Source organism: Streptomyces sp. NPDC094147 (assembly GCF_044764265.1).
GTDB lineage: Bacteria > Actinomycetota > Actinomycetes > Streptomycetales > Streptomycetaceae > Streptomyces.
Genome location: NZ_JBIWHT010000010.1, coordinates 43,318 through 63,104, shown reverse-complemented (window position 1 = coordinate 63,104; position 19,787 = coordinate 43,318). Strand labels below are relative to the sequence as shown.

The following is a 19,787-nucleotide window of genomic DNA, read 5'->3' as shown; positions in this document are numbered from 1 at the left end:
CGCCCCCGGGCCCCCGCTACTGCGCGGCGGCCGCCGGGGTGCCCGCGTCGAGGACGCCCGTCTTGTAGATCGTCCCGGCGCAGGCGTTCGGGATCTTCGCCTCCGCGGTCGGCGCACCCGGCTCGGCGACGTGGCTCACCGCGACCGCGCCGTCCGAGGTCGTGGCCGGGGTGCCGCCGTCCGGGCCGAGCTGCGCGGTCTGGCCGCCACCGGACGGAGTGGTGATCCCGCTGGTGCTGCCGGTGGTGCCGCCCGAGGGGCTCGGATCGGCCGACGGCTGCGTCTTGGGGCAGGTGTCCGAGGGCACCCAGGCGAACCGCACCTCGTACGCCGCCGACGGATTCAGCACCAGGTGGCTGTTCTCCTGCGAGGGGTCGGGGAGCCCGGGGGCCGGGTCGCCCGCCGCGTGCTCCACGACCGTGATCTTCGCCGCGTTGGCCGCGCCCTGCGCCTGCACGTTGAACTTGCCGACCCCGCCGATCGCGCACTGCTTCTTCGAGGCGTTGACGATGCGGAAGGCTCCGTACACCTTGCCGCTGGAGTCGGGCTTGCCGACGCTCGCCGACTTGACGCTCAGCGCGTCCGCCCCGCACGCCGGCGAGTTCACCTGCGCGGGGCCGCTGCCGGCCATGGTGGCGCCGCCCGCGGTGCCGCCGACGGTGCCCTTGCCGGGCACCGGCATCCTGCCCTTGCCGTCGGGCTTCCCCGGCTGGGCGCTCACCCCGGAGGGCCGGTCGTCGTCCCGCACACCGTCCGCCGGGTCCGAATCGGTGCCGGCCGTGCCGTGCGCCTGCTCGCCGTGCCCGGCGATGGTCGGCTGCTCGCCCGCGGTGCCCGAGGTGTTGGCGACATGGATGAACGCCGGTACCGCGGTGGCCACGAGCAGGGCGGCGGCGACCGAGCCGACGACGGCCTGCCGCTTGCGGGCCCGCCGCACGGGCACCGCGTTCCGCAGGTGTTCGAGCGCCCCGTGAGAGGGCGTCAGGTCGCCTACCGCGTCGTGCAGCAGGCTGCGCAGCGCCTGTTCGTCGGGCGAGTACGACCCCGCCGGGGCCGGCGGCAGGCCGAAGGGCGGGGTGCCGGTGCTGTTCTTGTCCGGCATCTTGTCCACGAATCCGTATCCAGTCAGGTCGTTCAGGTCATTCGCGGGCCGCTGGTCCGGCCCGCTCTTCCCGTGCTCCCCGTCGTCCCCCGGCCGCCCGCCGCCGTTCCGCGATGCCCCGGTCATACCGGTGCCTCCATGGCGACGCGCAGGGCGGCGATGCCGCGCGAACCGTACGCCTTCACCGAGCCCAGGGATATGCCGAGCGTCTCGGCGACCTGGGCCTCGGTCATGTCGGCGAAGTACCGCAGCACGAGCACCTCGCGCTGGCGGCGCTGGAGTCCGCGCATCGCCTTGATCAGCGCGTCGCGCTCCAGCTGGTCGTACGCGCCCTCCTCGGCGCTCGCCATGTCGGGCATCGGCTTGGAGAGCAGCTTGAGCCCGAGGATGCGGCGGCGCAGCGCGGAGCGCGACAGGTTCACCACCGTCTGGCGGAGGTAGGCGAGCGTCTTCTCCGGCTCGCGCACCCGGCTGCGGGCCGAGTGGACCCGGATGAACGCCTCCTGCACGACGTCCTCGCAGGACGCGGTGTCGTCCAGGAGCAGGGCCGCGAGACCGAGCAGCGAGCGGTAGTGCGCGCGGTAGGTCTCGGTGAGGTGATCGACAGTGGTGCCGGCCGCCATGACCCCGTCAGCACTCTCGCGCGAGGTCGTCTGGGCGGGGACTCGGGCGGGACGGGTGGCGGGCATGGGCGCGATCACCGGCATGCCACCGGGTGCACCGAGGTGCCGACGCGGACGCACGGCCGTGCCGCCGAGCACCGGAACGGCTCTGAAGTCGAGTACCTCTGCCACGCCTGTTGGACACGTTCCTCCCCGCCAGGGTTGTACGCGTACGACACTGTTTTTGGCGGTGCGACAAATGCCCTCATGCGTACCCGCTCTTCCCCAATGCCCCGATTTTTACGGCACCTTGAAGGGGCGACCGCATAGACGCTCCATGCCGGACTGCGGTTGCAGGGACACGGAAATGAATCGTGTAACAAGGCGTCGGTGCAGTTCAAGTGGTACAGACCAGCGACTTGCTCACAGAGCGTTCACAGATCCTACAAACCTGTAGCCCTCACCGTGCGGTGAATTCCCGGGCCGCCAACTCGGCGATGTGCGCGGCATTCAGGGCGGTGCCCTTGCGCAGATTGTCGCCGCAGACGAAAAGTTCCAGTACGTGCGGATCGTCCGGCGAGCTGCGCACCCGGCCGACCCACGTGGGGTCGGTGCCGACCACGTCCGCGGGCGTGGGGAACTCGCCGACGGCCGGGTTGTCGAAGAGCACCACACCCGGCGCGGTCGCCAGGATCTCGTGCGCCCGCGCCACGTCGACGTCGGTCTCGAAGCGGGCGTGCACGGACACCGAGTGCGTGGTGACGACCGGCACCCGTACGCAGGTGGCGGCCACCGGGAGCCGCGGCAGGTCGAGCAGCTTGCGCAGTTCGTCGCGGAGCCCCAGCTCCTGCGAGGACCAGCCGTCCTCGCCCAGCTCCCCGGCCCAGGGCACCACGTTCAGCGCGACCGGCGCCGCGAACGGGCCGAGCCCGTCGCCGACGGCCCGCCGCACATCGCCGGGACTCGTACCGAGCCCGGTCCCCGCCACCAGCGAGATCTGCCGGCGCAGCGCCTCGACCGCGGCCTGCCCCTCACCGCTGACCGCCTCGTACGTGGAGACGACCAGCTCGCTCAGACCGAACTCGGCGTGCAGCGCACCGACCGCCACGATCATCGCGAGGGTGGTGGGGTGCGGGCTGGCGACGATGCCGCGCGGGCGCATCCGTACCGCGTGGGGATTGAGCTCGGGGACCACGAGCGGCACGTCCGGGTCCATCCGGAAGGCGGCCGAACTGTCCACCACCACCGCGCCCTTGGCGGCCGCGACCGGCGCCCACTGGGCGGCGACCGCGTCGGGCACCAGGAACACGACGACGTCGGCCCCGTCCAGGGCCTCCTCGCTCAGCGCGCGGACCGCGCACTCCTCGCCCCGTACGAGCAGGGTGCGCCCGGCCGAGCGCGCGGACGCGACGAGCCGGACCTCGCCCCACACGTCCGCGTGCTGGGACAGGATCTGGAGCATCACCGCACCGGCGCCCCCGGTCGCTCCGACGACCGCGAGCGCCGGTCTGCGGGTCATCGCCCGGTGCCTCCGTAGACGACGGCCTCGTCGCTGTCGGAGTCGAGACCGAAGGCCGAGTGCACGGCGCGCACGGCCTCGTTCACGTCGTCGGCGCGGGTGACGACCGAGATGCGGATCTCGGAGGTCGAGATGAGCTCGATGTTGACGCCCGCGTCGGAGAGCGCCTCGAAGAAGCCCGCCGTGACGCCCGGGTTGGTCTTCATCCCGGCTCCGACCAGCGAGATCTTGGCGATCTGGTCGTCGTAGCGCAGCGACTGGAACCCGATGGTGGGCCGGGTCCGCTCCAGGGCGTCAATGGCCTTGCGGCCCTCGGCCTTGGGAAGGGTGAAGGAAATGTCCGTCAACCCGGTCGACGCGGCGGAGACGTTCTGCACCACCATGTCGATGTTGATCTCGGCGTCCGCGATCGCGCGGAAGATCGCCGCGGCCTCGCCCGGCTTGTCGGGCACCCCGACGACCGTGACCTTGGCCTCGGAGACGTCGTGGGCGACTCCGGAGATGATGGCGTGCTCCACCTGCTGGTCCCCTCGCGGTTCGTTGCTGACCCAGGTGCCCTGGAGCCCACTGAAGGACGAGCGCACATGGATCGGAATGTTGTAACGGCGGGCGTACTCGACGCACCGGTGCAGCAGCACCTTGGAGCCGGACGCGGCCAGCTCCAGCATGTCCTCGAAGGAGATCCAGTCGATCTTCCGGGCCTTCTTCACCACCCGCGGGTCGGCGGTGAACACACCGTCGACGTCGGTGTAGATCTCGCAGACCTCGGCGTCGAGCGCGGCGGCGAGGGCGACCGCGGTGGTGTCGGAGCCTCCCCTGCCCAGCGTCGTGATGTCCTTCGAGTCCTGGGAGACGCCCTGGAACCCGGCGACGATCGCGATGTTGCCCTCGTCCAGAGCGGTACGAATCCGCCCCGGCGTGACATCGATGATCCGCGCTTTGTTGTGGACCGAGTCGGTGATGACACCGGCCTGGCTGCCCGTGAACGACTGGGCCTTGTGGCCCAGGTTTTTGATCGCCATGGCAAGCAGCGCCATGGAGATCCGCTCTCCGGCGGTCAGCAGCATGTCGAATTCCCGCCCGGCAGGCATCGGTGACACCTGCTCCGCGAGCTCGATCAACTCATCCGTCGTGTCGCCCATCGCGGAAACCACGACGACCACCTGGTGGCCGTTCTTCTTGGCTTCCACGATCCGCTTGGCGACGCGCTTGATGCCTTCGGCATCGGCAACGGAGGAGCCTCCGTACTTCTGCACGACAAGGCCCACGTGCGCTCCTCGCTCAGTTCATTACTGCGGTCGGCTAAGTCTAACGAGCGGGCCGGATTCGCCCGCGCCGTATCACTCCGTGAGATGTCCCGCTCACAAGTTGATCACCGCCCGCTCCCCCGGACCGCTCGCGACATCCGCCTGCCCTTTTCCCCGGGGCGTACGCGGACTGTGGGCGGCGTCACAGGGCCCCCGCCCGCGCCCTGCGCCAGGCCCCGACGTCCGCCACACCCGGCTCGGCCACCCACCCGCCTGCCGCGCGCACGGCGAAGCCGCCCCGCTGGGCGGGGCGGCTTCGGTCCACGGGCGGGCCCGTCGGCTACTGGCCCACGAACTGCTGGTAGTCCATGCCGTTGCAGCTGAAGGAGCGCAGGCCGTAGGCGCCGCTGTCGTCCATGCAGCGACCCGTGTTCTCGTTCTGGAAGGTCAGGGTGCCGTTGCCGTTGTAGTAGATCGCCCAGCGCTGGTAGTCGAGGCCGTTGCAGCCGAAGGAGCGCAGGCCGTAGGCGTAGCTGTCGTCTATGCAGCGGCCGGTGTTGCCGTTCCGCATGACCCAGTTGCCGTTGGACTGGCCGTACAGGCCCCAGTACTGGTAGTTGAGGCCGTTGCAGCCGAAGGCCCGCAGACCGTAGGCGAAGCTGTCGTCCACGCAGCGGCCCGTGTTGAGGTTCCTGAGCGCACCCGAGTCGAGGGCGCGGGCCGGCTGCGCGCCGGGGTGGAGCTGGGTGGAGTGGGCCAACGGGGCCGGGGCCGGGACCGACGGCGTGGCGGCCGAAGCGGCACCGGCGCCCGCGAACGCCAGGGCCGCCGCGGCGGCGAACACCCCCGTGACCCGGGCCGCGCGGAACGAGAAGTGCTGACGGAGGTTCATGGGCTTCTCCTTGTCGGTGGGACGGGCGGATTCGCCGGGCCGTGAGCGGAGCGGCTCCGGTTCGGCGGTCACCACACTGGACCGGCCGGACACCCCCCGTCTTTGTACGGACGCGACAGCATCCGGAGCTAACGGGTCCGTTGCCATGAGAGGTGCGATTGAGCCACCAACTGCCTTGATTGGCGCGGGAGTTCGTTGTGGGGCGGGCGGCGGCGCGCGCACCATCGCGGCGTCCGCACAACGACAGAAAGGCCTTTGAAGGGTCTCCCATGGGCTCACCGCCGCTCCGCTTCAGACTGCCGGTGCCCGGCCTGCGGCCGCACGTCCTCGGCTACTTCGGCTACCACTACCCCCCGCACAGCCCGCAGCGCCGGCTGGTCTTCCCGGACACGGCGTGCACCGTCGTCTTCGGGTTCGACGTGCCGGTGCAGATCGTGGGTCTCGTCGAGCCCGTGCGTACGGTGAGCTGCCGCTCGCGGGCCGATCTCCCCTTCACCACGGCCCTGTTGGGCCATCACGACGGCGGCGTCCGGGGCGTCGCGGTGCGGCTGACACCGATGGGCGCGTACCGGCTGTTCGGCATTCCGATGTACGAGTGGGACGTACCGCACCTGGATCCGGCGCATCTGCTGCCGCCCGCCCTGCGCCACCTTCCGGATCGGCTGGAGGCGGCGCCGGGCTGGCCGGAGCAGTGCCGGCTCCTGGACGAGCACCTCGGCCTGCTGCTCGGCGCCGGCCCGCGCCCGCGCATCGCGCCCGAAGTCTCCTGCGCCTGGCGGGAGTTGGTCCTGAACCGGGGCCGGGTCACGGTGGCCGACCTGGCCGCCACCACGCATTGCAGCGTCCGCCATCTGGAGCGCCGCTTTCGCGAACAGGTGGGGCGCTCACCCGCCGCCATCGCCCGCGTCCTGCGGTTCAGGGCGGCGCTGCGGCTACGGGACAGCGGGCTGCCGCCGTGCCTGGTCGCGCAGCGCTGCGGCTTCCACGACCAGGCCCACTACAACCACGTCTTCAAGGCGACGACGGGGCTCACCCCGACCCAGGTCCTGGCCGTCCCGATGAACTGGTCCACGCGGGCACGGACCAACTCCCCCGCCTGGGAAGCCACTTGACGCGGCTCGGGTACAACCGACCGGCCCGGAAGGCTACTTGGTCTCGCGCAGGCCCAGCGGACCCGCGAGTTCCTGGGCCATGACGCGGCCCGCCTCCTCCTCCAGGGCGTCCTCCGTCAGGTCCTCGTCGGTGTCGAGGCCGTCCAGCGCCTGGAGCGGCTGGTTGAGGCGGACGTGGGCGACCAGGGACTGGAGGGCGCGCAGGGCGGCCGAGGCGGTCGAGCCCCAGTTGGAGAAGTAGGAGAACTGCCACCACCACAGGGCCTCGGTGGTGCGGCCCGCGCGGTAGTGGGCGAGGCCGTGGCGCAGGTCGGTGACGACGTCGGCGAGGTCGTCGGAGATCCGGCACGGCACCGGCGCCTTGCGCGGCTCGTACGGGTCGAAGACCTCGGAGTACACGTCGATGGGTTCGAGGAGGCGGGCGAACCGCTCGCGCAGCTCGTCCACGTCCGCCTCCGGGCCGAGGTCCGGCTCGTACCGCTCGTCGGGGACGATGTCCTCGTGCGCCCCGAGCCGGCCGCCGGCGAGCAGCAGCTGGGAGACCTCCAGGAGGAGGAACGGTACGGCACTGTCGGGCTCGTCGCCCTTGGCCACTTCCGTGACCGCGACGATGAAGGACTCGACCTGGTCGGCGATCTGGACCGCGAAGGAGTCCGGGTCCTGGGTGGTCGCGTGCAGCGTTGCGTCAGACATCGAGTTGACCTTCCTCGTACCCCGCGTGGGCGTCATACATCGAGCAGCCGCCTTCCCTCGAAGGCCCGGCCCAGGGTGACCTCGTCGGCGTATTCGAGGTCGCCGCCCACCGGCAGGCCGCTGGCGAGCCGGGTGACCTTGAGACCCATGGGCTTGATCATGCGGGCGAGGTACGTCGCCGTGGCCTCGCCCTCCAGGTTCGGGTCGGTGGCCAGGATCAGCTCGGTGACCGTGCCGTCCGCGAGGCGGGTGAGCAGCTCGCGGATGCGCAGGTCGTCCGGGCCGACGCCCTCGATCGGGCTGATGGCGCCGCCGAGCACGTGGTAACGCCCGCGGAACTCGCGGGTCCGCTCGATCGCCACCACGTCCTTGGGCTCCTCCACGACGCAGATGACGCTCTCGTCGCGGCGCGGGTCGCGGCAGATGTTGCACCGCTCCTCCTGCGCCACGTTGCCGCACACCGCGCAGAACCGGACCTTGTCCTTCACCTCTAGGAGGGCGTGGGCGAGACGGCGTACGTCGGTCGGATCCGCCTGGAGGATGTGGAAGGCGATCCGCTGCGCGCTCTTGGGACCGACGCCGGGCAGCCTGCCCAGTTCGTCGATGAGGTCCTGAACCACGCCTTCGTACAACGGAACGCCTCTCGTGGGTCGCGCTGGTGCTCTGATGCTTACGGTAGTTGGTGTGCGTCCGCCCCAGTAGGGCAGGCGCACGTGTTGCGTCCGGGCGGGCGTACGCCGGTACGCCCGGCTGCTAGAACGGCAGGCCCGGCATGCCGCCCATGCCCTGCGCCAGCGGGCCCAGCTTCTGCTGCTGGAGCGCCTGGGCGTTCTCGTTGGCTGCCTGCACGGCCGCGACGATGAGGTCGGCGAGGGTCTCGGTGTCCTCCGGGTCGACCGCCTTCGGGTCGATGGCGAGGGCACGCAGCTCGCCCGAGCCGGTCACGGTCGCCTTGACGAGACCGCCGCCGGCCTGGCCGTCGACCTCGGTCGCCGCCAGCTCCTCCTGGGCGCGGGCGAGGTCCTGCTGCATCTTCTGGGCCTGCTGGAGAAGCTGCTGCATATTGGGCTGGCCACCACCAGGGATCACGTTTCACTCCGGGTTTCGGTCGGACAGGGTCGATTTCCGCTGTCGCTTTCGGCACTCCGAGCCTACGTGGTCGACAGGCGCCCTGCTCCGCAACTCTTTCGAGTGACGCGGTGCACGTTCCTATACCTGATCAAGGGCCACTTCCGGGCGGAAATACCGGGATATCGACCGCTCGGCCCTCCATTCGGCGGTAAAAGGAATGGCGGGCGGGCGCATCGGTACGCACACGCGCATCGCAGGCGCCCGAACGTCACTCGTGGTTTCGAGGTGCCTGTACGTCACAGAGGGTCACAGCAGCAGCGCGGAGGGAGCGGCCGGGTGAGCCAGCCGGAGATGCAGCCCGAGGGGCCCCCGGGACCGGCCCGGCCCGGCGGGGAGACCGGCGACCTGACCGGGCGCCCGTTTCCGCGCGGCGACTGGGGCGAGCCCGCCGAGCGCCTCGACGAGCTGTACCGGTGGGTCGAGGCGGGGGCGCTGCGCACCGCGGACTGGTACCTGGCCGACCGGCTCTGGAAGCGCCGCGGCGCGCGCGCCCTGCGGGCCGGTACGGCGAGCGGCGCGATCGCGGGGGCCGTGCTGCCGCTGCTCGACCTGACGGGCGGTCTGAAGGGCGCCGCGGGGTGGGGCTACCTCTGTCTGCTGCTCGGCGGGGCGTGCATGGCCTGCGACCGCTACTTCGGTCTCACCTCGGGCTGGATAAGGGACGTGGCCACCGCGCAGGCCGTGCAGCGGCGGCTCGGGGCGCTGCAGTTCGACTGGGCCTCGGAGAGCGTACGAGAGGTCCTCGGGCCCACCGAGGGCACCGCGAGCGAGGCGGCCGAGCGCTGCCTCGCGCTGCTGCGCCGGTTCACCGAGGACGTGACGGAACTGGTCCGCTCGGAGACGGCGGACTGGATGGTGGAGTTCCGCTCGGGGCCCGCGCCGCTGGTCATGCAGACGCTGAGCGCGACGGCCCCGCGTACGGACGGGCCCCCCGGGACCGGCCGCCTGCCCCTGCCGCCGGCGACGCGGCCGAACATGCCGCGGCAGCGGCCGCCTGAGGGGCCCCGGTAGGGGGTTCGGCTGCGCGGGGCCCGGGTGTCCCCTCAGCTGAAGATGATCATTGAGCCCTGGGCGAGGCTCCGGGTCGCGGCCGCGTGCAGACCCAGCCACACGTGCCGCTCGCGGGCGAACGGGCTCTCGTCGTACGGGATCGGGCCGGCCGGTTCCTCCAGCGAGGTGGGCCGGACCGGGGGCGCGGGCGCGGACGGCGGGTTGGCCGGATCTATCCCGATCGCGGGCCCCACGAACTCCAGCTCCCGCAGCAGGCCCTGCGCGGAGCCGAGCGGGCCGCCGCCCGCGAGGAGTTCCTCGTTGGACAGCGGCGCCCAGAAGTCGACCGGGACGTACGCCCCCGCGTGGTCGTAGTGCCACACCAGGTGCGACTGCTGCGCGGTCGGCTCGAACATTTCGAGCAACTGCTCGTAGTCGCCGCCGAGTTCGTCGACCGGGGTCACCGCGAGGCCGCACAGCTGGAGCAGATAGGCGCGGCGCAGGAAGTGCAGGGCGTCGTAGTCGAACCCGGCCACGGGGGCGACATCGCCCGACAGACCCGGCATGTACGCGAAGACCGGCACCGGTGGGAGCCCGGCGTCGCCGAGCGCCTTGTCGTACGAGGCGATCTCCTCGGCGAACGGGTTGTCGGGGCTGTGGCACAGCACGTCGACGAGGGGGACCAGCCACAGGTCACAGGCCAAAGCGGGCTCGCTCTCAACTCGTTTGGTGCGATGGTCGGGACAGCGTAGTGCGCTGGGCACTCTGCGCGAAGAGTGCCGGTCAACTCCCGGTGCGGGGTGACCGGATCCCCCCGGCCCCGGGGGTTTACCCAGCCGTCCGGCCGTTACTCGGGGCCGGGCGGCGGCGCGGGAGGTCACATCTCCCAGATCCAGACGTCGTCCACCTTCATGCCCGGCCGCCCGAGCAGCCGGGTGACCGCCTCGTACAGTTCGGGGGCCCTCGGCTGCGGGGTCAGGACCACCACTCCGGCTCTCCAGTACGCCAGGTCGTCGCGGGCCTGGGTCTGCCAGGCCGTGCCGATGTCCGGGACCGGTTGGCCGGAGCGGATGTCGCCGAAGAGGTTCGACGTCCAGCGCGGGGAGGCCCCGTAGATGCCGATGCGGTCCGGGCCCCAGGGGCCGTTGAAGTAGCCGCCGGGGACGGAGAAGCCCAGGCCCGTCGCCGACTGCCAGTGCAGCGCCTCCGCCGAGCCCGGGTCCGGCAGCGGCACCGGGACCAGCGACTTCCCCGGCTTCACGTACTGCTTCCACTTGCCCGACGCGATGAAGTGCGGCACCGCCGGGCGGGCGTTCGTCGGGAACGACGTCGGGATGATCGGGATCAGCGCCAGGGCGATCGCCGTGAAGCCGATCGCCTTGTTCGCGCGGACCCGGCTGAGGGCGAGGCGCCCCGCCGCCAGCGCGACCAGCGCGCCGAGCACCGGTGCGCAGACCATCGCGACCCGGCCCTCGATCACCGACTCGAAGAGCGGGCGGTGCGCGAGCAGCTTCCAGGGGCCGGGGAACACCACGTCGGTGTACGGGATGCGGATCTTCTGGCCGAGGGACAGGAGCGCGGCCGCCGCGCCCGTGAAGGCCAGGGCCTTCACCACGGGCCGGCGCCACAGGCGTACGACCAGTGCGACAGCGAGCGCCACCAGCGGCCAGCCGTAGAACGCGTTCTGCTCGGTGCGGTTCAGGGCCAGTTTGTCCGCCGTCGCGTCGTCGCCCATCAGCGAGCGTCCGGCGAACTCGATCAGCGCGAGCGGCGAATTGCCCGCGTTGTCGCCGTGCAGCACGCTGTGATAGCTCTGCGCGCCCGCGAACTGCCAGTACAGCGGGTACGCGAGCAGCACCAGGCAGACGCCGAGGGCGTACCCGGTCCCCTTGGCCAGCGGGCGGATCGCCGCGCGGGCGACGTCGCGCCGGGCCAGGGCGTACGACAGCGCGAACAGCGCCATGCCCAGCGTGGCGAGCAGCAGCACTTCCTCGCCGAGGAAGACCTGGTACACGGTGAACAGGCCCAGGATCACCCCGTCGCGGCGGACGTTGCCGCCCTCGCACAGGCGCAGCGCGCGGTCGATGATCAGCGGGATCATGAACAGGACGCAGAAGTTCGGGTGCGCGTTGCCGTGCGAGATCATCGGCGGCGCGAAGGCCGCGAGCGCGCCGCCGAGCCCGGCCGCCCAGCGGTTCTCGGTCACCCGGCGGGCGAACAGCCAGTACCAGGAGTACGCCGTCGCCGCGATCCCCAGCGTGAGGACCAGCGCCCAGGTGACGGTCGGCCCGAAGGCCAGCGTCACCGGCGTGAACGGCACGGACAGGCCCAGCATCGGGGTGTTGCCCATCAGGTTCACGCCGTCGGGGAAGTTCTGGACGTCTGTGAACAGCGGGTCGCGCAGATGGGCCACGTTGTCCGCGGTGACCGCGAAGAACCACTCCCACTGGTTCTGGTCCCGCATCGAGTCGGTGAGGTAGCTCCGCCCGAGGTCCGCCCAGAGGTTTTTGTAGAGGAGTAGGGAGGAGAGCAGGAACAGCGCGCCGAGGACGAGGTCCACGCGCCGTACCGTCCGCGCCTTCAGGCGCGCCAGCTCCCACAGCACCTTGCCGTAGTCCGCCGCGCCCACCTTCGAACCCTCCTGGTGCGACCAGCGCACCGGCACCTCGGCGACCGCCCAGCCCCGGCGGCGGAAGAACTGGAGTATCTCCACGTCTATGCCCCAGCCGTCGAGCCGGGCGTCCGCGAACGCGGCGCGCGCCTTCTCACCGTCGAACAGCTTGAAGCCGCACTGGGTGTCGCGGATGCCCGGGACGGCGACGGCCCGGATGAGGCGGTTGCCCATCCGGCCGAGCGTTTCGCGCAGCCGGCTCTGGTGGACCTCGATGTTCGCGTCGGGGTGGGCGCGCGAGCCTATCGCGGCGGCCGTCTCGCCGCCGGTCATCGCCTTGGCGAGCTGGTCCAACTCCTCGATGGGCGTGGCCAGATCGGCGTCCGTGAGCAGCACCCGGCGTCCGTAGGAGGCGAGCACCCCGAGCCGCAGGGCGTGCCCCTTGCCCCGGTTGGAGCCGCCGGCCACGACGTTGATGCGGGGGTCGCCGGCGGCGGCCTCGCGGGCGACGCGGACGGTGTCGTCGGTCGATCCGTCGTCGACGACTATCAGTTCCCAGACGCAGGTGTCGCCGAGGTGGGAGCGGATGGCTTCGAGGGTCGGCGCGAGGCGCTGCTCCTCGTTGAAGGCGGGGACGACGACGCTCAGTTCGACCTGTCCGGCCTGGTGGGTGTTCACCGGGGCAGCCGCTCCGCCCAGGCCAGGGACTCGTCGTTGTAGACGGCGATCAGGGCCTGCGCCGCCCGGAAGTCGCCCCGGGCGAGCGCGTCGACCACCTCGCCGTGGCCGGTCCACAGGCAGTCGCTGAGGTCGCCGTGGCCGCGCAGGTAGGGCACGGCGAACACCCAGCTCTGCATGCGCAGCCGGTGCAGGAAGTCGGAGATGTAGGCGTTCCCGGCGAGTGCGCCGAGCTCCCGCCAGAACCGCAGGTCGTAGCCGACCAGGATGTTCAGGTCGCCGCTGCGGGCGGCCCGCGCGGCCTCCTCGCCGCGGCGGCGTACGGACACGAGGGCCGCTCCGTACGGTTCGAGCGAGCCGGGGACCGCAGCCCGCCGGAATATCCCCTCGACCACCAGCGCCCGCGCCTCGACCATGCCCTTGTAGTCGTCCACGGAGAACATCCGCACGCGGAAGCCGCGGTGCTGGTCGGAGTCGAGCAGGCCCTGGGCGCAGAGGTCGACGAGCGCCTCCCGCACCGGCGTCGCGGAGACGCCGTACTGCTCGGCTATCTGCTTGACCGTGAATTCCACTCCGGGCTGCATACGCCCCGCGAGCACCTCGTCACGCAGCGCGTCCGCTATCTGCTGTCGAAGAGTGCTGCGGGTGACCGCTCCGCTCGCGGGCATGGCTCGCTCCCCTTCTCCGGCTCCGGGCCACCCTATGGTGTGCCCGGAAACCGGACAAAGGAGAGCGGGGTTCTGCCCGTGGCGAACGGGCTCAGACAGTGTGCTCGTCGGCCACCGTCAGTGCCTCGTCCAGGACCGCGAGGCCTTCCTTGGCCTCGGCCTCGGTGATGTTGCAGGGCGGCACGACATGGGTGCGGTTCATGTTGATGAACGGCCAGAGCCCGTTCTTCTTGCACGCGGCGCCGAACGCGGCCATCGGCGCGTTGTCCGCCCCGCTCGCGTTGTACGGGACGAGCGGCTCGCGGGTCTCCTTGCTGCGGACGAGTTCGAGGGCCCAGAACACGCCCGTGCCGCGCACCTCGCCGACCGAGGGGTGCCGCTCGGCGATCTCGCGCAGTCCCGGCTCCAGGACGGTGGCGCCGATGTGGGCGGCCTGCTCGACGATGCCCTCCTCGGCCATCACGTTGATGGTGGCGACGGCGGCAGCGCAGGCGAGGGGGTGCCCGGAGTAGGTGAGGCCGCCGGGGAAGGGTCGGTGCTCGAAGGTCTCGGCGATCTTCTGGCTGATGGCGACGCCGCCGAGCGGCACGTACCCGGAGTTGACGCCCTTCGCGAAGGTCATCAGGTCGGGCACGACGTCGTAGTGCTCGCAGGCGAACCACTTGCCGGTGCGGCCGAACCCGGCCATGACCTCGTCCAGGATGAGGACGATCCCGTACCGGTCGCAGAGCTCGCGCACGCCGAGGAGGTAGCCGGGCGGCGGGGTCATGATGCCGGCGGTGCCGGGCACCGACTCCAGGATGATCGCGGCGATGGTGGCCGGGCCCTCGAAGGCGATGGTGTCCTCAAGGTGCTTGAGGGCGCGCGCGCTCTCCTCCGCCTCGGTGGTGGCGTGGAAGGGCGAGCGGTACAGGAACGGCGCCCAGAACCGCACGACCCCCGCCGAGCCGCTGTCGGAGGCCCAACGGCGCGGGTCACCGGTCAAGTTGATCGCGGTGCTGGTGCCGCCGTGGTACGACCGGTAGGCGCTCATCACCTTGTGGCGGCCGGTGTGGAGGCGGGCCATGCGGGTGGCGTTCTCGACGGCCTCCGCGCCGCCGTTGGTGAAGAAGATCTTGTCGAGGTCCCCGGGGGTGCGCTCGGCGATCAGCCGGGCCGCCTCCGAGCGCGCCTCCACCGCGAAGGCGGGCGCGAAGGTCGTCATCGTCGCGGCCTGCTCCTGGATCGCGGCGACGACCTTCGGGTGCTGGTACCCGATGTTGGTGAAGACGAGGCCGCTGGTGAAGTCGAGGTAGCGGTTGCCGTCGTAGTCCCAGAAGTAGGACCCCTCCGCGCCGGCCACGGCGAGCGGGTCGATCAGGCCCTGGGCGGACCAGGAGTGGAACACGTGCGCACGGTCGGCGGCCTTCACAGCCGCGCCCGCCTGCGGATCGGGGATGCCTTGAGGGGTCATGCCCCCAGAGTAGGGAGCCCCAGGTGGGACCGGCCATGGCCACCCTGTCCACGTTGGCGCGCGGGGCTCGGCAAGGTGTCGGGGTGCCCGGCGGTCACACGCAGAACACCGCCCACGGGGTTATGGCGGAGGTACCATAACCCCATGGCTTTGAAGAAGACGACGGTGATGGTCGACGAAGAGGATCTCCGGGCCATCAAGGAGGCGGCCGAGCGTGAGGGACGGTCCGAGGCGGAGTACTTCCGCGAGGCGTTCCACATCGCTGCCCTGCGATCCCGCCGCTGGCAGGAGGAGTGGGACATCCCCAGCGTCGACTTCGGCGGGCCTGTCTCGGCGGAGGACATCGACGCGGCTGTCAGTGACGCGGTGGCGGGCGAGCGTTGATCGTCATCGGCGACACCTCGGGCCTGGTCGCGGCCCTCAACGTGTCGGATCCGGAGCACGGGGCGGCACGCACCGCGCTCCGGCGCGCTTCGGCGACGGTGGTCTCCCCGCTCGTCTTCATGGAGATCGAGCACATCACCACCCGGAATGTCGACCGGCGGGCAGCGCATGCGGTCAACGACTGGCTGCTGGAACAGGAGCGCACCCTACGGGTGGTCGTACCTGAAATCTCCTCCGACACACTGCGCAAGGCGCGCGGGGTGCAGGACCGCTACAGCGCACTCACCCTGGATCTCGCCGACGCCGTGAACGTGGTGCTGGCCGAGGTGTACGAGACCGCGTGCATCCTGACGCTTGACCGCCGGGACTTCCGCGCTCTGCGGCCGCTCACGGGTCACAAGGCGTTCCAGCTGCTGCCTGACGACCTGAACGACCTCTGAGCGGGAGGCTCGGTCGGCGTGGGGATGTCCGGGATATCGGGGAACTTGGGGCCGGGGGATCCGGAGCGGATAGGGGGCTACCGGCTGCTCGGGCGGCTCGGCGGCGGCGGGATGGGGCAGGTCTATCTCGCGCGCTCGGATCGCGGGCGTACGGTCGCCGTCAAGCTGGTGCGGGCCGAGCTCGCCGAGCAGGACGAGTTCCGGAGCCGGTTCCGGCAGGAGGTGGCGGCCTCGCGGCGGGTCGCCGGGCCGTGGACGGCGCCCGTGCTCGACGCCGACACCGAGGCGGCCGTGCCGTGGGTCGCGACCGGTTACGTCGCGGGCCCCTCCCTCCAGTCCGTCGTCGCGGGCCCGCACGGCCCGCTGCCCGAGCGTTCCGTACGAATCCTCGCGCGCGGCCTCGCCCATGCGCTCAAGGACATCCACGGCGCCGGGATCGTCCACCGCGACCTCAAGCCCTCCAACGTCCTCATCACCATCGACGGCCCCCGCGTCATCGACTTCGGCATCGCCCGCGCTCTGGAGGCCGGCACCGACGGGGGTCTGACGCGGACCGGCGCGCTCGTCGGCTCGCCCGGTTTCATGGCGCCGGAGCAGGTGCGCGGCGACGAGATCACCCCCGCCTGCGACATCTTCTGCCTCGGCTCGGTCCTGGCGTACGCGGCGAGCGGCAGGCTGCCGTTCGGGGAGGCGGCGAGCGGGGTGCACGCGCTGATGTTCCGGATCGCGCAGGAGCCGCCCGACCTCGACGGCGTACCCGAGTCGCTCCACGAGCTGATCGGCGACTGCCTGCACAAGGACCCGGCGGACCGCCCCGGCCCCGACCGCATCCTGCAACGCGTCCACGAGGACCCCGACGCCCCGTGGCTCCCCGCTCCCCTGGTGGCCGAACTGGGCAGCCACGCCATGCAGTTGCTCGACACGGAGACTCCTGACACCACCGCAGACTCCCCGGCGCCCGCCCCCGCCCCACCACCCGTGCCGCCCTCCCCGAACGGCTGTCCGCCGCCGGTGTACGACCCGTACGCCCCCGATCCGCCGCTCCGCCGCAGCGCGAGGTCCACGGCGGCGCTGATCGCGGTGGCGCTGGTGGTGGCGGTCGGCGCGGGCGGGTCGGTGTACGCGTACATGAACGGCGGACCCGGACCGCAGGGCGACCGGGGAGCCGCCCAACCGCTCCCCAACTCCCCTTCCCCCACAGCCAGTTCGAGCCACCCCATGTCCCCCGACATACCCGACGGCATACCGCAGCAGTTCCTCGGCACCTGGTCGGCCACCATCGCGGGCGGCAACACCCGGAGCCTGGTCATCCAGCCGGGCCGGGTCGGCGACACGGTGCTCACGCTCACCGCCGACGGCAGCGGCTACCACTGCGTCTTCCGGGCCCAGTTGACACAGGCACCCGCATCGCCCGACGGCCCGCTCCAGATCGGGCCCTCCGAGGTCGGCCCCGGCTCGACCGGCGCCTGCAACCCCGGAAAGCCCAGCGCCATCACGCTGCTGCCCGACGGTCGACTGCACCGCCAGACCCTCGGCACCGCCGAATTCCTCGACTACACGAAGGGCCACTGACCGAGCAGCGTCACCACGGACCGCAGCAGCAGCGTGTGCACGAACCGTTCCGGCCCGGACGGCAGGCACCGCCACCACAGCGGCCAGGTGTGCCCCGTCAGCGCCGGGACCGGCACGTAACTCTCGCTGTTCGTACCGGAGTTGAACAGCGTGACCCCGACGGGCCAGGCCCGGTGCGAGGTGCTGCCGGGCGCGACGAAGAAGTACACTGCCCGCTGCCCGTTCGCCTCCGCGACGACCGGACCCGGATCACCCCCGGTCAGCCTCTCCAGCGCATCGGCCGTCCGCAGCCCGCCTTCACCGTCGATCCGCACGGCGTCGAATTGCACGCCCGCTTTTCGGAGTTGGTGCCCGGTGAGCGGGATCCAATTGAGGTTTACTTCGTATTTTTGCGTATCCACGAGGACATTTTCGGGTTGCGGCGCTAGCGTTTTCCATGGCCGCGTGGGGACCGTCGGGCAGCCGTTGACCAGCCCCAACTCCCCTTGCAGCGAGTCGAATTCGGCGGGGTTGAGTTGTGACCGGTTGAGACCGGTTGAGTCGGAGCGTGATCGTAATGGCACGAGCGGAAAACAAGGTGACGGCGGGACCGACGGCGCAGATGGTCGCCAATCTGGCCCGCAAATTGCGCGTTCGGAAGGGGTGGACGCAGGAGCAATTGGGAGGCGAGCTCGGATTCTCGGGGGCTGCGGTTAGCGCGATGGAAACCCTGGCCCAGCCCGCCAGCGACCAGATGCTGGTTGAGCTGGAGCGGGTCCTCGGCGACGGAATGGACATCTTCGAGGACGCCCGGACGTCCGTACGGCTGGAGAAGTACCCGGAGCAGTTCAAGGACTTCGCGCGCGTGGAGCAGACCGCGGTGGTGCTCCAGATGTACGAGACGCTGGTCATCAACGGGCTGTTCCAGACGGAGGAGTACGCGCGGGCGTTGATCGGTGGGGGCTACCCCCCGCTGCCTGAGCACCGGGTCGAAGAACTGGTCCAGGCCCGCATGGAACGGCAGGCGCTCTTCGACAGGCATCCGGTCGCTTCGATCGAGCTGATCGTGGAGGAGTCGGTGCTGCGAAGGGGCATCGGCAGCCCAGAAATTATGCGAGGACAGCTGCTGCACCTCGCGGCATGCATGCGTAGGCGCAACATCACGCTCGATGTAGTCCCGCTGAACTGCGGTCTGGACGGTGAATACGCCGGAGCTCGCGGCGGCATCACTCTGGTGGAGACACCGGAGCACGACCGCCTCGTCTACCTGGAACCGCAGGACGAGAGCCTGCTGATCTCCGACCCTGCAAAGGTGAGTACGTACGCCCAGCGCTATGCGAAGATCCGAGCACAGGCCCTGGGTCCTCGCGAATCGCTGGGCCTCATCGAGCAGTTGGCAGGAGAGCAGAGATGAGCAACACCCTGCGGTGGTTCAAGTCCAGCTACAGCAGTGATAGCGGCGGCCAGTGCCTGGAGGTGGCGCTTGACTGGCGCAAGTCGTCGCACAGCGACGACAGCGGCGGCCAGTGCGTAGAGGTGGCCCTCCCCTGGCGCAAGTCCTCGTACAGCGACAGTGGCGGCGGCGACTGCGTAGAGGTGGCCCCCTGCCCGCAAGCCGTCCACGTCCGCGACTCGAAGGTGGCCGATGGGCCCTCCTTCTCTGTCGCTTCCCGGGCGTGGACGGCGTTCTTGGCGTCGGTCAGTTGAGGGCGGCGCGGCTGCCGCGCAGCGCGTTCTCGTCGTAGGCGTCGAGCGCGAGCAGTGCCGCGCCGATCCAGCCCGCGCCGGGGCCCAGCAAACTGGGCCTGATGGGCGGGAGTTGGCGGTGGGAGCGGGCCGTGACGTAGCGCTCGAAGCTGCGGCGGGTCGGGGCGAGGAGTGCGTCACCGGCGTCGGCCACTCCGCCGCCGATCACGACGAGTTCGACGTCGAAGAGGTTGACGAGCGTCGCGATGCCGATGCCGAGCCAGCGGCCCAGGCGCGCCAACTGGGCGCGGGCGGTGGGGTCTCCGGCGCGGGCGGCCGCCGAGACGGTCTCGCCGGTCACCCGGGACGGGCCGCCCGCGAGGGTGGCGAGCAGCCCGCCCGGGTCGGCGGCGGCGGCCGCGCTGCCGTACCGGCCGAGTGCGGGGCCCGAGGCAAGAGGCTCCAGGCAGCCGATCGTGCCGCACCCGCAGCGCTGATCGCCGCGCGGGTCGACGATCATGTGGCCGAGCTCGGTGCCGATGCCGGTGCGGCCCCGGAAGAGCCGGTCGTCCAGGACGAGCCCGCCGCCGACACCCGTACCGACGGTGACGAACGCCATGTAGGGGGCGCTGTTTCCCATGCGGTACTCCGCCCAGCACGCCGCGTTGGCGTCGTTGTCGACCACCGTCGGCAGGCCGGTGGAGTCCTCAAGCAGCTGGCGGAACGGCAGGTCGCGGTAGGCGCTGTTGGGGGCGGTGCGGATGCGGCCCTCGGGCCAGCTGACCAGTCCGGCCGCGCCGACACCGAGGGCGACCACGCCGGGGTGGCGGTCGCGCAGCCCGTCGATGAGCCGGGCCGCCGTCCGCAGCACGGCCTCGGGATCGTCCGCCGGGCAGGGCAACTGCGGTACGCGTTCCAGGACTTGGCCCTTGGCGTCCACGACTCCGGCAGCGATCTTCGTACCTCCGACATCGAGCCCGATGGAGCGCGCGGGGCGCTCGTGGGGGGTGGGAGAAGAGCCCATGCGG

At 71.2% G+C, this 19,787-nt stretch carries 21 protein-coding genes; 7 read left to right on the top strand and 14 right to left on the bottom strand.

Annotated elements, in window-relative coordinates:
• Positions 1 to 16 precede the first annotated feature (16 nt).
• The 5 genes from ACIQ8J_RS17425 to ACIQ8J_RS17405 form a co-directional block, all read right to left on the bottom strand.
• The gene (locus ACIQ8J_RS17425) at positions 17 to 1,228 is read right to left on the bottom strand and encodes a hypothetical protein (RefSeq protein WP_403272385.1); all 1,212 of its coding nucleotides are present in this window, start codon (positions 1,226 to 1,228) and stop codon (positions 17 to 19) included.
• The gene (locus ACIQ8J_RS17420; protein WP_403272384.1) at positions 1,225 to 1,896 is read right to left on the bottom strand and encodes a SigE family RNA polymerase sigma factor; all 672 of its coding nucleotides are present in this window, start codon (positions 1,894 to 1,896) and stop codon (positions 1,225 to 1,227) included. The genes ACIQ8J_RS17425 and ACIQ8J_RS17420 overlap by 4 nt, the downstream gene beginning before the upstream one ends.
• 268 nt (positions 1,897 to 2,164) lie before the next feature.
• Positions 2,165 to 3,223 (bottom strand): aspartate-semialdehyde dehydrogenase, encoded by a 1,059-nt coding sequence (locus ACIQ8J_RS17415; protein ID WP_403272383.1) that lies wholly within the window; start codon positions 3,221 to 3,223, stop codon positions 2,165 to 2,167.
• On the bottom strand, positions 3,220 to 4,491 hold the full coding sequence (locus tag ACIQ8J_RS17410; protein WP_403272382.1) for an aspartate kinase: 1,272 nt from the start codon (positions 4,489 to 4,491) through the stop codon (positions 3,220 to 3,222). Before ACIQ8J_RS17410 ends, ACIQ8J_RS17415 begins: the two co-directional genes overlap by 4 nt.
• A gap of 319 nt (positions 4,492 to 4,810) precedes the next feature.
• Positions 4,811 to 5,362 (bottom strand): RICIN domain-containing protein, encoded by a 552-nt coding sequence (locus ACIQ8J_RS17405; RefSeq protein ID WP_403272381.1) that lies wholly within the window; start codon positions 5,360 to 5,362, stop codon positions 4,811 to 4,813.
• Between the two features lie 269 nt (positions 5,363 to 5,631).
• Here ACIQ8J_RS17405 and ACIQ8J_RS17400 point away from each other — a divergent pair, with 269 nt between their 5' ends.
• Positions 5,632 to 6,474, top strand: a complete 843-nt coding sequence (locus ACIQ8J_RS17400; RefSeq protein WP_403272380.1) for a helix-turn-helix transcriptional regulator — start codon at positions 5,632 to 5,634, stop codon at positions 6,472 to 6,474.
• A 33-nt stretch (positions 6,475 to 6,507) separates the two neighbouring features.
• Here the strand turns inward: ACIQ8J_RS17400 and ACIQ8J_RS17395 are convergent, their stop codons facing one another.
• From ACIQ8J_RS17395 to ACIQ8J_RS17385, 3 genes are all read right to left on the bottom strand, one after another.
• Positions 6,508 to 7,167, bottom strand: coding sequence for a DUF5063 domain-containing protein (locus ACIQ8J_RS17395; RefSeq protein WP_403272379.1), 660 nt, complete (start codon positions 7,165 to 7,167; stop codon positions 6,508 to 6,510).
• Between the two features lie 32 nt (positions 7,168 to 7,199).
• Complete coding sequence (gene recR / locus ACIQ8J_RS17390) at positions 7,200 to 7,799, bottom strand: recombination mediator RecR (RefSeq protein ID WP_403272378.1); 600 nt, start codon at positions 7,797 to 7,799, stop codon at positions 7,200 to 7,202.
• A gap of 121 nt (positions 7,800 to 7,920) precedes the next feature.
• On the bottom strand, positions 7,921 to 8,256 hold the full coding sequence (locus ACIQ8J_RS17385) for a YbaB/EbfC family nucleoid-associated protein (RefSeq protein ID WP_399054133.1): 336 nt from the start codon (positions 8,254 to 8,256) through the stop codon (positions 7,921 to 7,923).
• A 318-nt stretch (positions 8,257 to 8,574) separates the two neighbouring features.
• Between ACIQ8J_RS17385 and ACIQ8J_RS17380 the strand changes: the two genes are divergently transcribed.
• Positions 8,575 to 9,309 carry an SLATT domain-containing protein gene (locus tag ACIQ8J_RS17380; RefSeq protein WP_403272377.1) on the top strand — a complete coding sequence of 245 codons (735 nt, stop codon included), beginning with the start codon at positions 8,575 to 8,577 and terminating at the stop codon, positions 9,307 to 9,309.
• Positions 9,310 to 9,341: 32 nt separating this feature from the next.
• On the opposite strand, the gene ACIQ8J_RS17375 is transcribed toward ACIQ8J_RS17380, so the two are convergent.
• The 4 genes from ACIQ8J_RS17375 to ACIQ8J_RS17360 all read right to left on the bottom strand — a co-directional run bounded on the left by ACIQ8J_RS17375 (position 9,342) and on the right by ACIQ8J_RS17360 (position 14,698).
• Complete coding sequence (locus tag ACIQ8J_RS17375; RefSeq protein WP_403272376.1) at positions 9,342 to 9,992, bottom strand: hypothetical protein; 651 nt, start codon at positions 9,990 to 9,992, stop codon at positions 9,342 to 9,344.
• A gap of 173 nt (positions 9,993 to 10,165) precedes the next feature.
• Positions 10,166 to 12,577, bottom strand: coding sequence for a dolichyl-phosphate beta-glucosyltransferase (locus ACIQ8J_RS17370; protein WP_403272375.1), 2,412 nt, complete (start codon positions 12,575 to 12,577; stop codon positions 10,166 to 10,168).
• Positions 12,574 to 13,245, bottom strand: a complete 672-nt coding sequence (locus ACIQ8J_RS17365) for a GntR family transcriptional regulator (RefSeq protein WP_403272374.1) — start codon at positions 13,243 to 13,245, stop codon at positions 12,574 to 12,576. The genes ACIQ8J_RS17370 and ACIQ8J_RS17365 overlap by 4 nt, the downstream gene beginning before the upstream one ends.
• Before the next feature lie 91 nt (positions 13,246 to 13,336).
• The gene (locus ACIQ8J_RS17360; protein ID WP_403272373.1) at positions 13,337 to 14,698 is read right to left on the bottom strand and encodes an aspartate aminotransferase family protein; all 1,362 of its coding nucleotides are present in this window, start codon (positions 14,696 to 14,698) and stop codon (positions 13,337 to 13,339) included.
• Between the two features lie 144 nt (positions 14,699 to 14,842).
• Here ACIQ8J_RS17360 and ACIQ8J_RS17355 point away from each other — a divergent pair, with 144 nt between their 5' ends.
• The 3 genes from ACIQ8J_RS17355 to ACIQ8J_RS17345 are packed head-to-tail and all read left to right on the top strand — an operon-like array spanning position 14,843 to position 17,094.
• Positions 14,843 to 15,082, top strand: a complete 240-nt coding sequence (locus tag ACIQ8J_RS17355; protein WP_403272372.1) for a ribbon-helix-helix protein, CopG family — start codon at positions 14,843 to 14,845, stop codon at positions 15,080 to 15,082.
• Positions 15,079 to 15,522, top strand: a complete 444-nt coding sequence (locus ACIQ8J_RS17350) for a PIN domain-containing protein (RefSeq protein ID WP_403272371.1) — start codon at positions 15,079 to 15,081, stop codon at positions 15,520 to 15,522. Before ACIQ8J_RS17355 ends, ACIQ8J_RS17350 begins: the two co-directional genes overlap by 4 nt.
• 24 nt (positions 15,523 to 15,546) lie before the next feature.
• Positions 15,547 to 17,094: a serine/threonine-protein kinase gene (locus ACIQ8J_RS17345; protein WP_403272558.1), complete on the top strand. Its 1,548-nt coding sequence runs from the start codon at positions 15,547 to 15,549 to the stop codon at positions 17,092 to 17,094.
• Here ACIQ8J_RS17345 and ACIQ8J_RS17340 read toward each other — a convergent pair.
• Positions 17,076 to 17,495, bottom strand: coding sequence for a hypothetical protein (locus ACIQ8J_RS17340; protein ID WP_403272370.1), 420 nt, complete (start codon positions 17,493 to 17,495; stop codon positions 17,076 to 17,078). The two genes, ACIQ8J_RS17345 and ACIQ8J_RS17340, sit on opposite strands and share 19 nt — an antisense overlap.
• Before the next feature lie 155 nt (positions 17,496 to 17,650).
• On the opposite strand from ACIQ8J_RS17340, the gene ACIQ8J_RS17335 reads away from it, so the two are divergent.
• Together ACIQ8J_RS17335 and ACIQ8J_RS17330 are read left to right on the top strand one after the other, a co-directional pair.
• Entirely contained in the window at positions 17,651 to 18,487 is an 837-nt protein-coding gene (locus ACIQ8J_RS17335; protein WP_403272369.1) for a helix-turn-helix transcriptional regulator, read from the top strand.
• Positions 18,484 to 18,780, top strand: a complete 297-nt coding sequence (locus ACIQ8J_RS17330) for a DUF397 domain-containing protein (protein ID WP_403272368.1) — start codon at positions 18,484 to 18,486, stop codon at positions 18,778 to 18,780. Before ACIQ8J_RS17335 ends, ACIQ8J_RS17330 begins: the two co-directional genes overlap by 4 nt.
• On the opposite strand, the gene ACIQ8J_RS17325 is transcribed toward ACIQ8J_RS17330, so the two are convergent.
• A complete protein-coding gene (locus ACIQ8J_RS17325) occupies positions 18,773 to 19,783 on the bottom strand; it encodes an ROK family protein (RefSeq protein ID WP_403272367.1) in 1,011 nt (336 codons plus the stop codon). The two genes, ACIQ8J_RS17330 and ACIQ8J_RS17325, sit on opposite strands and share 8 nt — an antisense overlap.
• Positions 19,784 to 19,787: the final 4 nt, after the last annotated feature.

Excerpts from the sequence above, each read along its gene's own strand:
- ACIQ8J_RS17355 (WP_403272372.1), top strand. The coding sequence starts at position 14,843 with ATGGCTTTGAAGAAGACGACGGTGATGGTCGACGAAGAGGATCTCCGG.
- ACIQ8J_RS17400 (WP_403272380.1), top strand. The coding sequence starts at position 5,632 with ATGGGCTCACCGCCGCTCCGCTTCAGACTGCCGGTGCCCGGCCTGCGG.
- ACIQ8J_RS17330 (WP_403272368.1), top strand. The coding sequence starts at position 18,484 with ATGAGCAACACCCTGCGGTGGTTCAAGTCCAGCTACAGCAGTGATAGC.
- ACIQ8J_RS17345 (WP_403272558.1), top strand. The coding sequence starts at position 15,547 with ATGTCCGGGATATCGGGGAACTTGGGGCCGGGGGATCCGGAGCGGATA.
- ACIQ8J_RS17395 (WP_403272379.1), bottom strand. The coding sequence starts at position 7,167 with ATGTCTGACGCAACGCTGCACGCGACCACCCAGGACCCGGACTCCTTC.
- ACIQ8J_RS17425 (WP_403272385.1), bottom strand. The coding sequence starts at position 1,228 with ATGACCGGGGCATCGCGGAACGGCGGCGGGCGGCCGGGGGACGACGGG.
- ACIQ8J_RS17325 (WP_403272367.1), bottom strand. The coding sequence starts at position 19,783 with ATGGGCTCTTCTCCCACCCCCCACGAGCGCCCCGCGCGCTCCATCGGG.
- ACIQ8J_RS17335 (WP_403272369.1), top strand. The coding sequence starts at position 17,651 with ATGGCACGAGCGGAAAACAAGGTGACGGCGGGACCGACGGCGCAGATG.
- ACIQ8J_RS17360 (WP_403272373.1), bottom strand. The coding sequence starts at position 14,698 with ATGACCCCTCAAGGCATCCCCGATCCGCAGGCGGGCGCGGCTGTGAAG.
- ACIQ8J_RS17365 (WP_403272374.1), bottom strand. The coding sequence starts at position 13,245 with ATGCCCGCGAGCGGAGCGGTCACCCGCAGCACTCTTCGACAGCAGATA.
- ACIQ8J_RS17405 (WP_403272381.1), bottom strand. The coding sequence starts at position 5,362 with ATGAACCTCCGTCAGCACTTCTCGTTCCGCGCGGCCCGGGTCACGGGG.
- ACIQ8J_RS17415 (WP_403272383.1), bottom strand. The coding sequence starts at position 3,223 with ATGACCCGCAGACCGGCGCTCGCGGTCGTCGGAGCGACCGGGGGCGCC.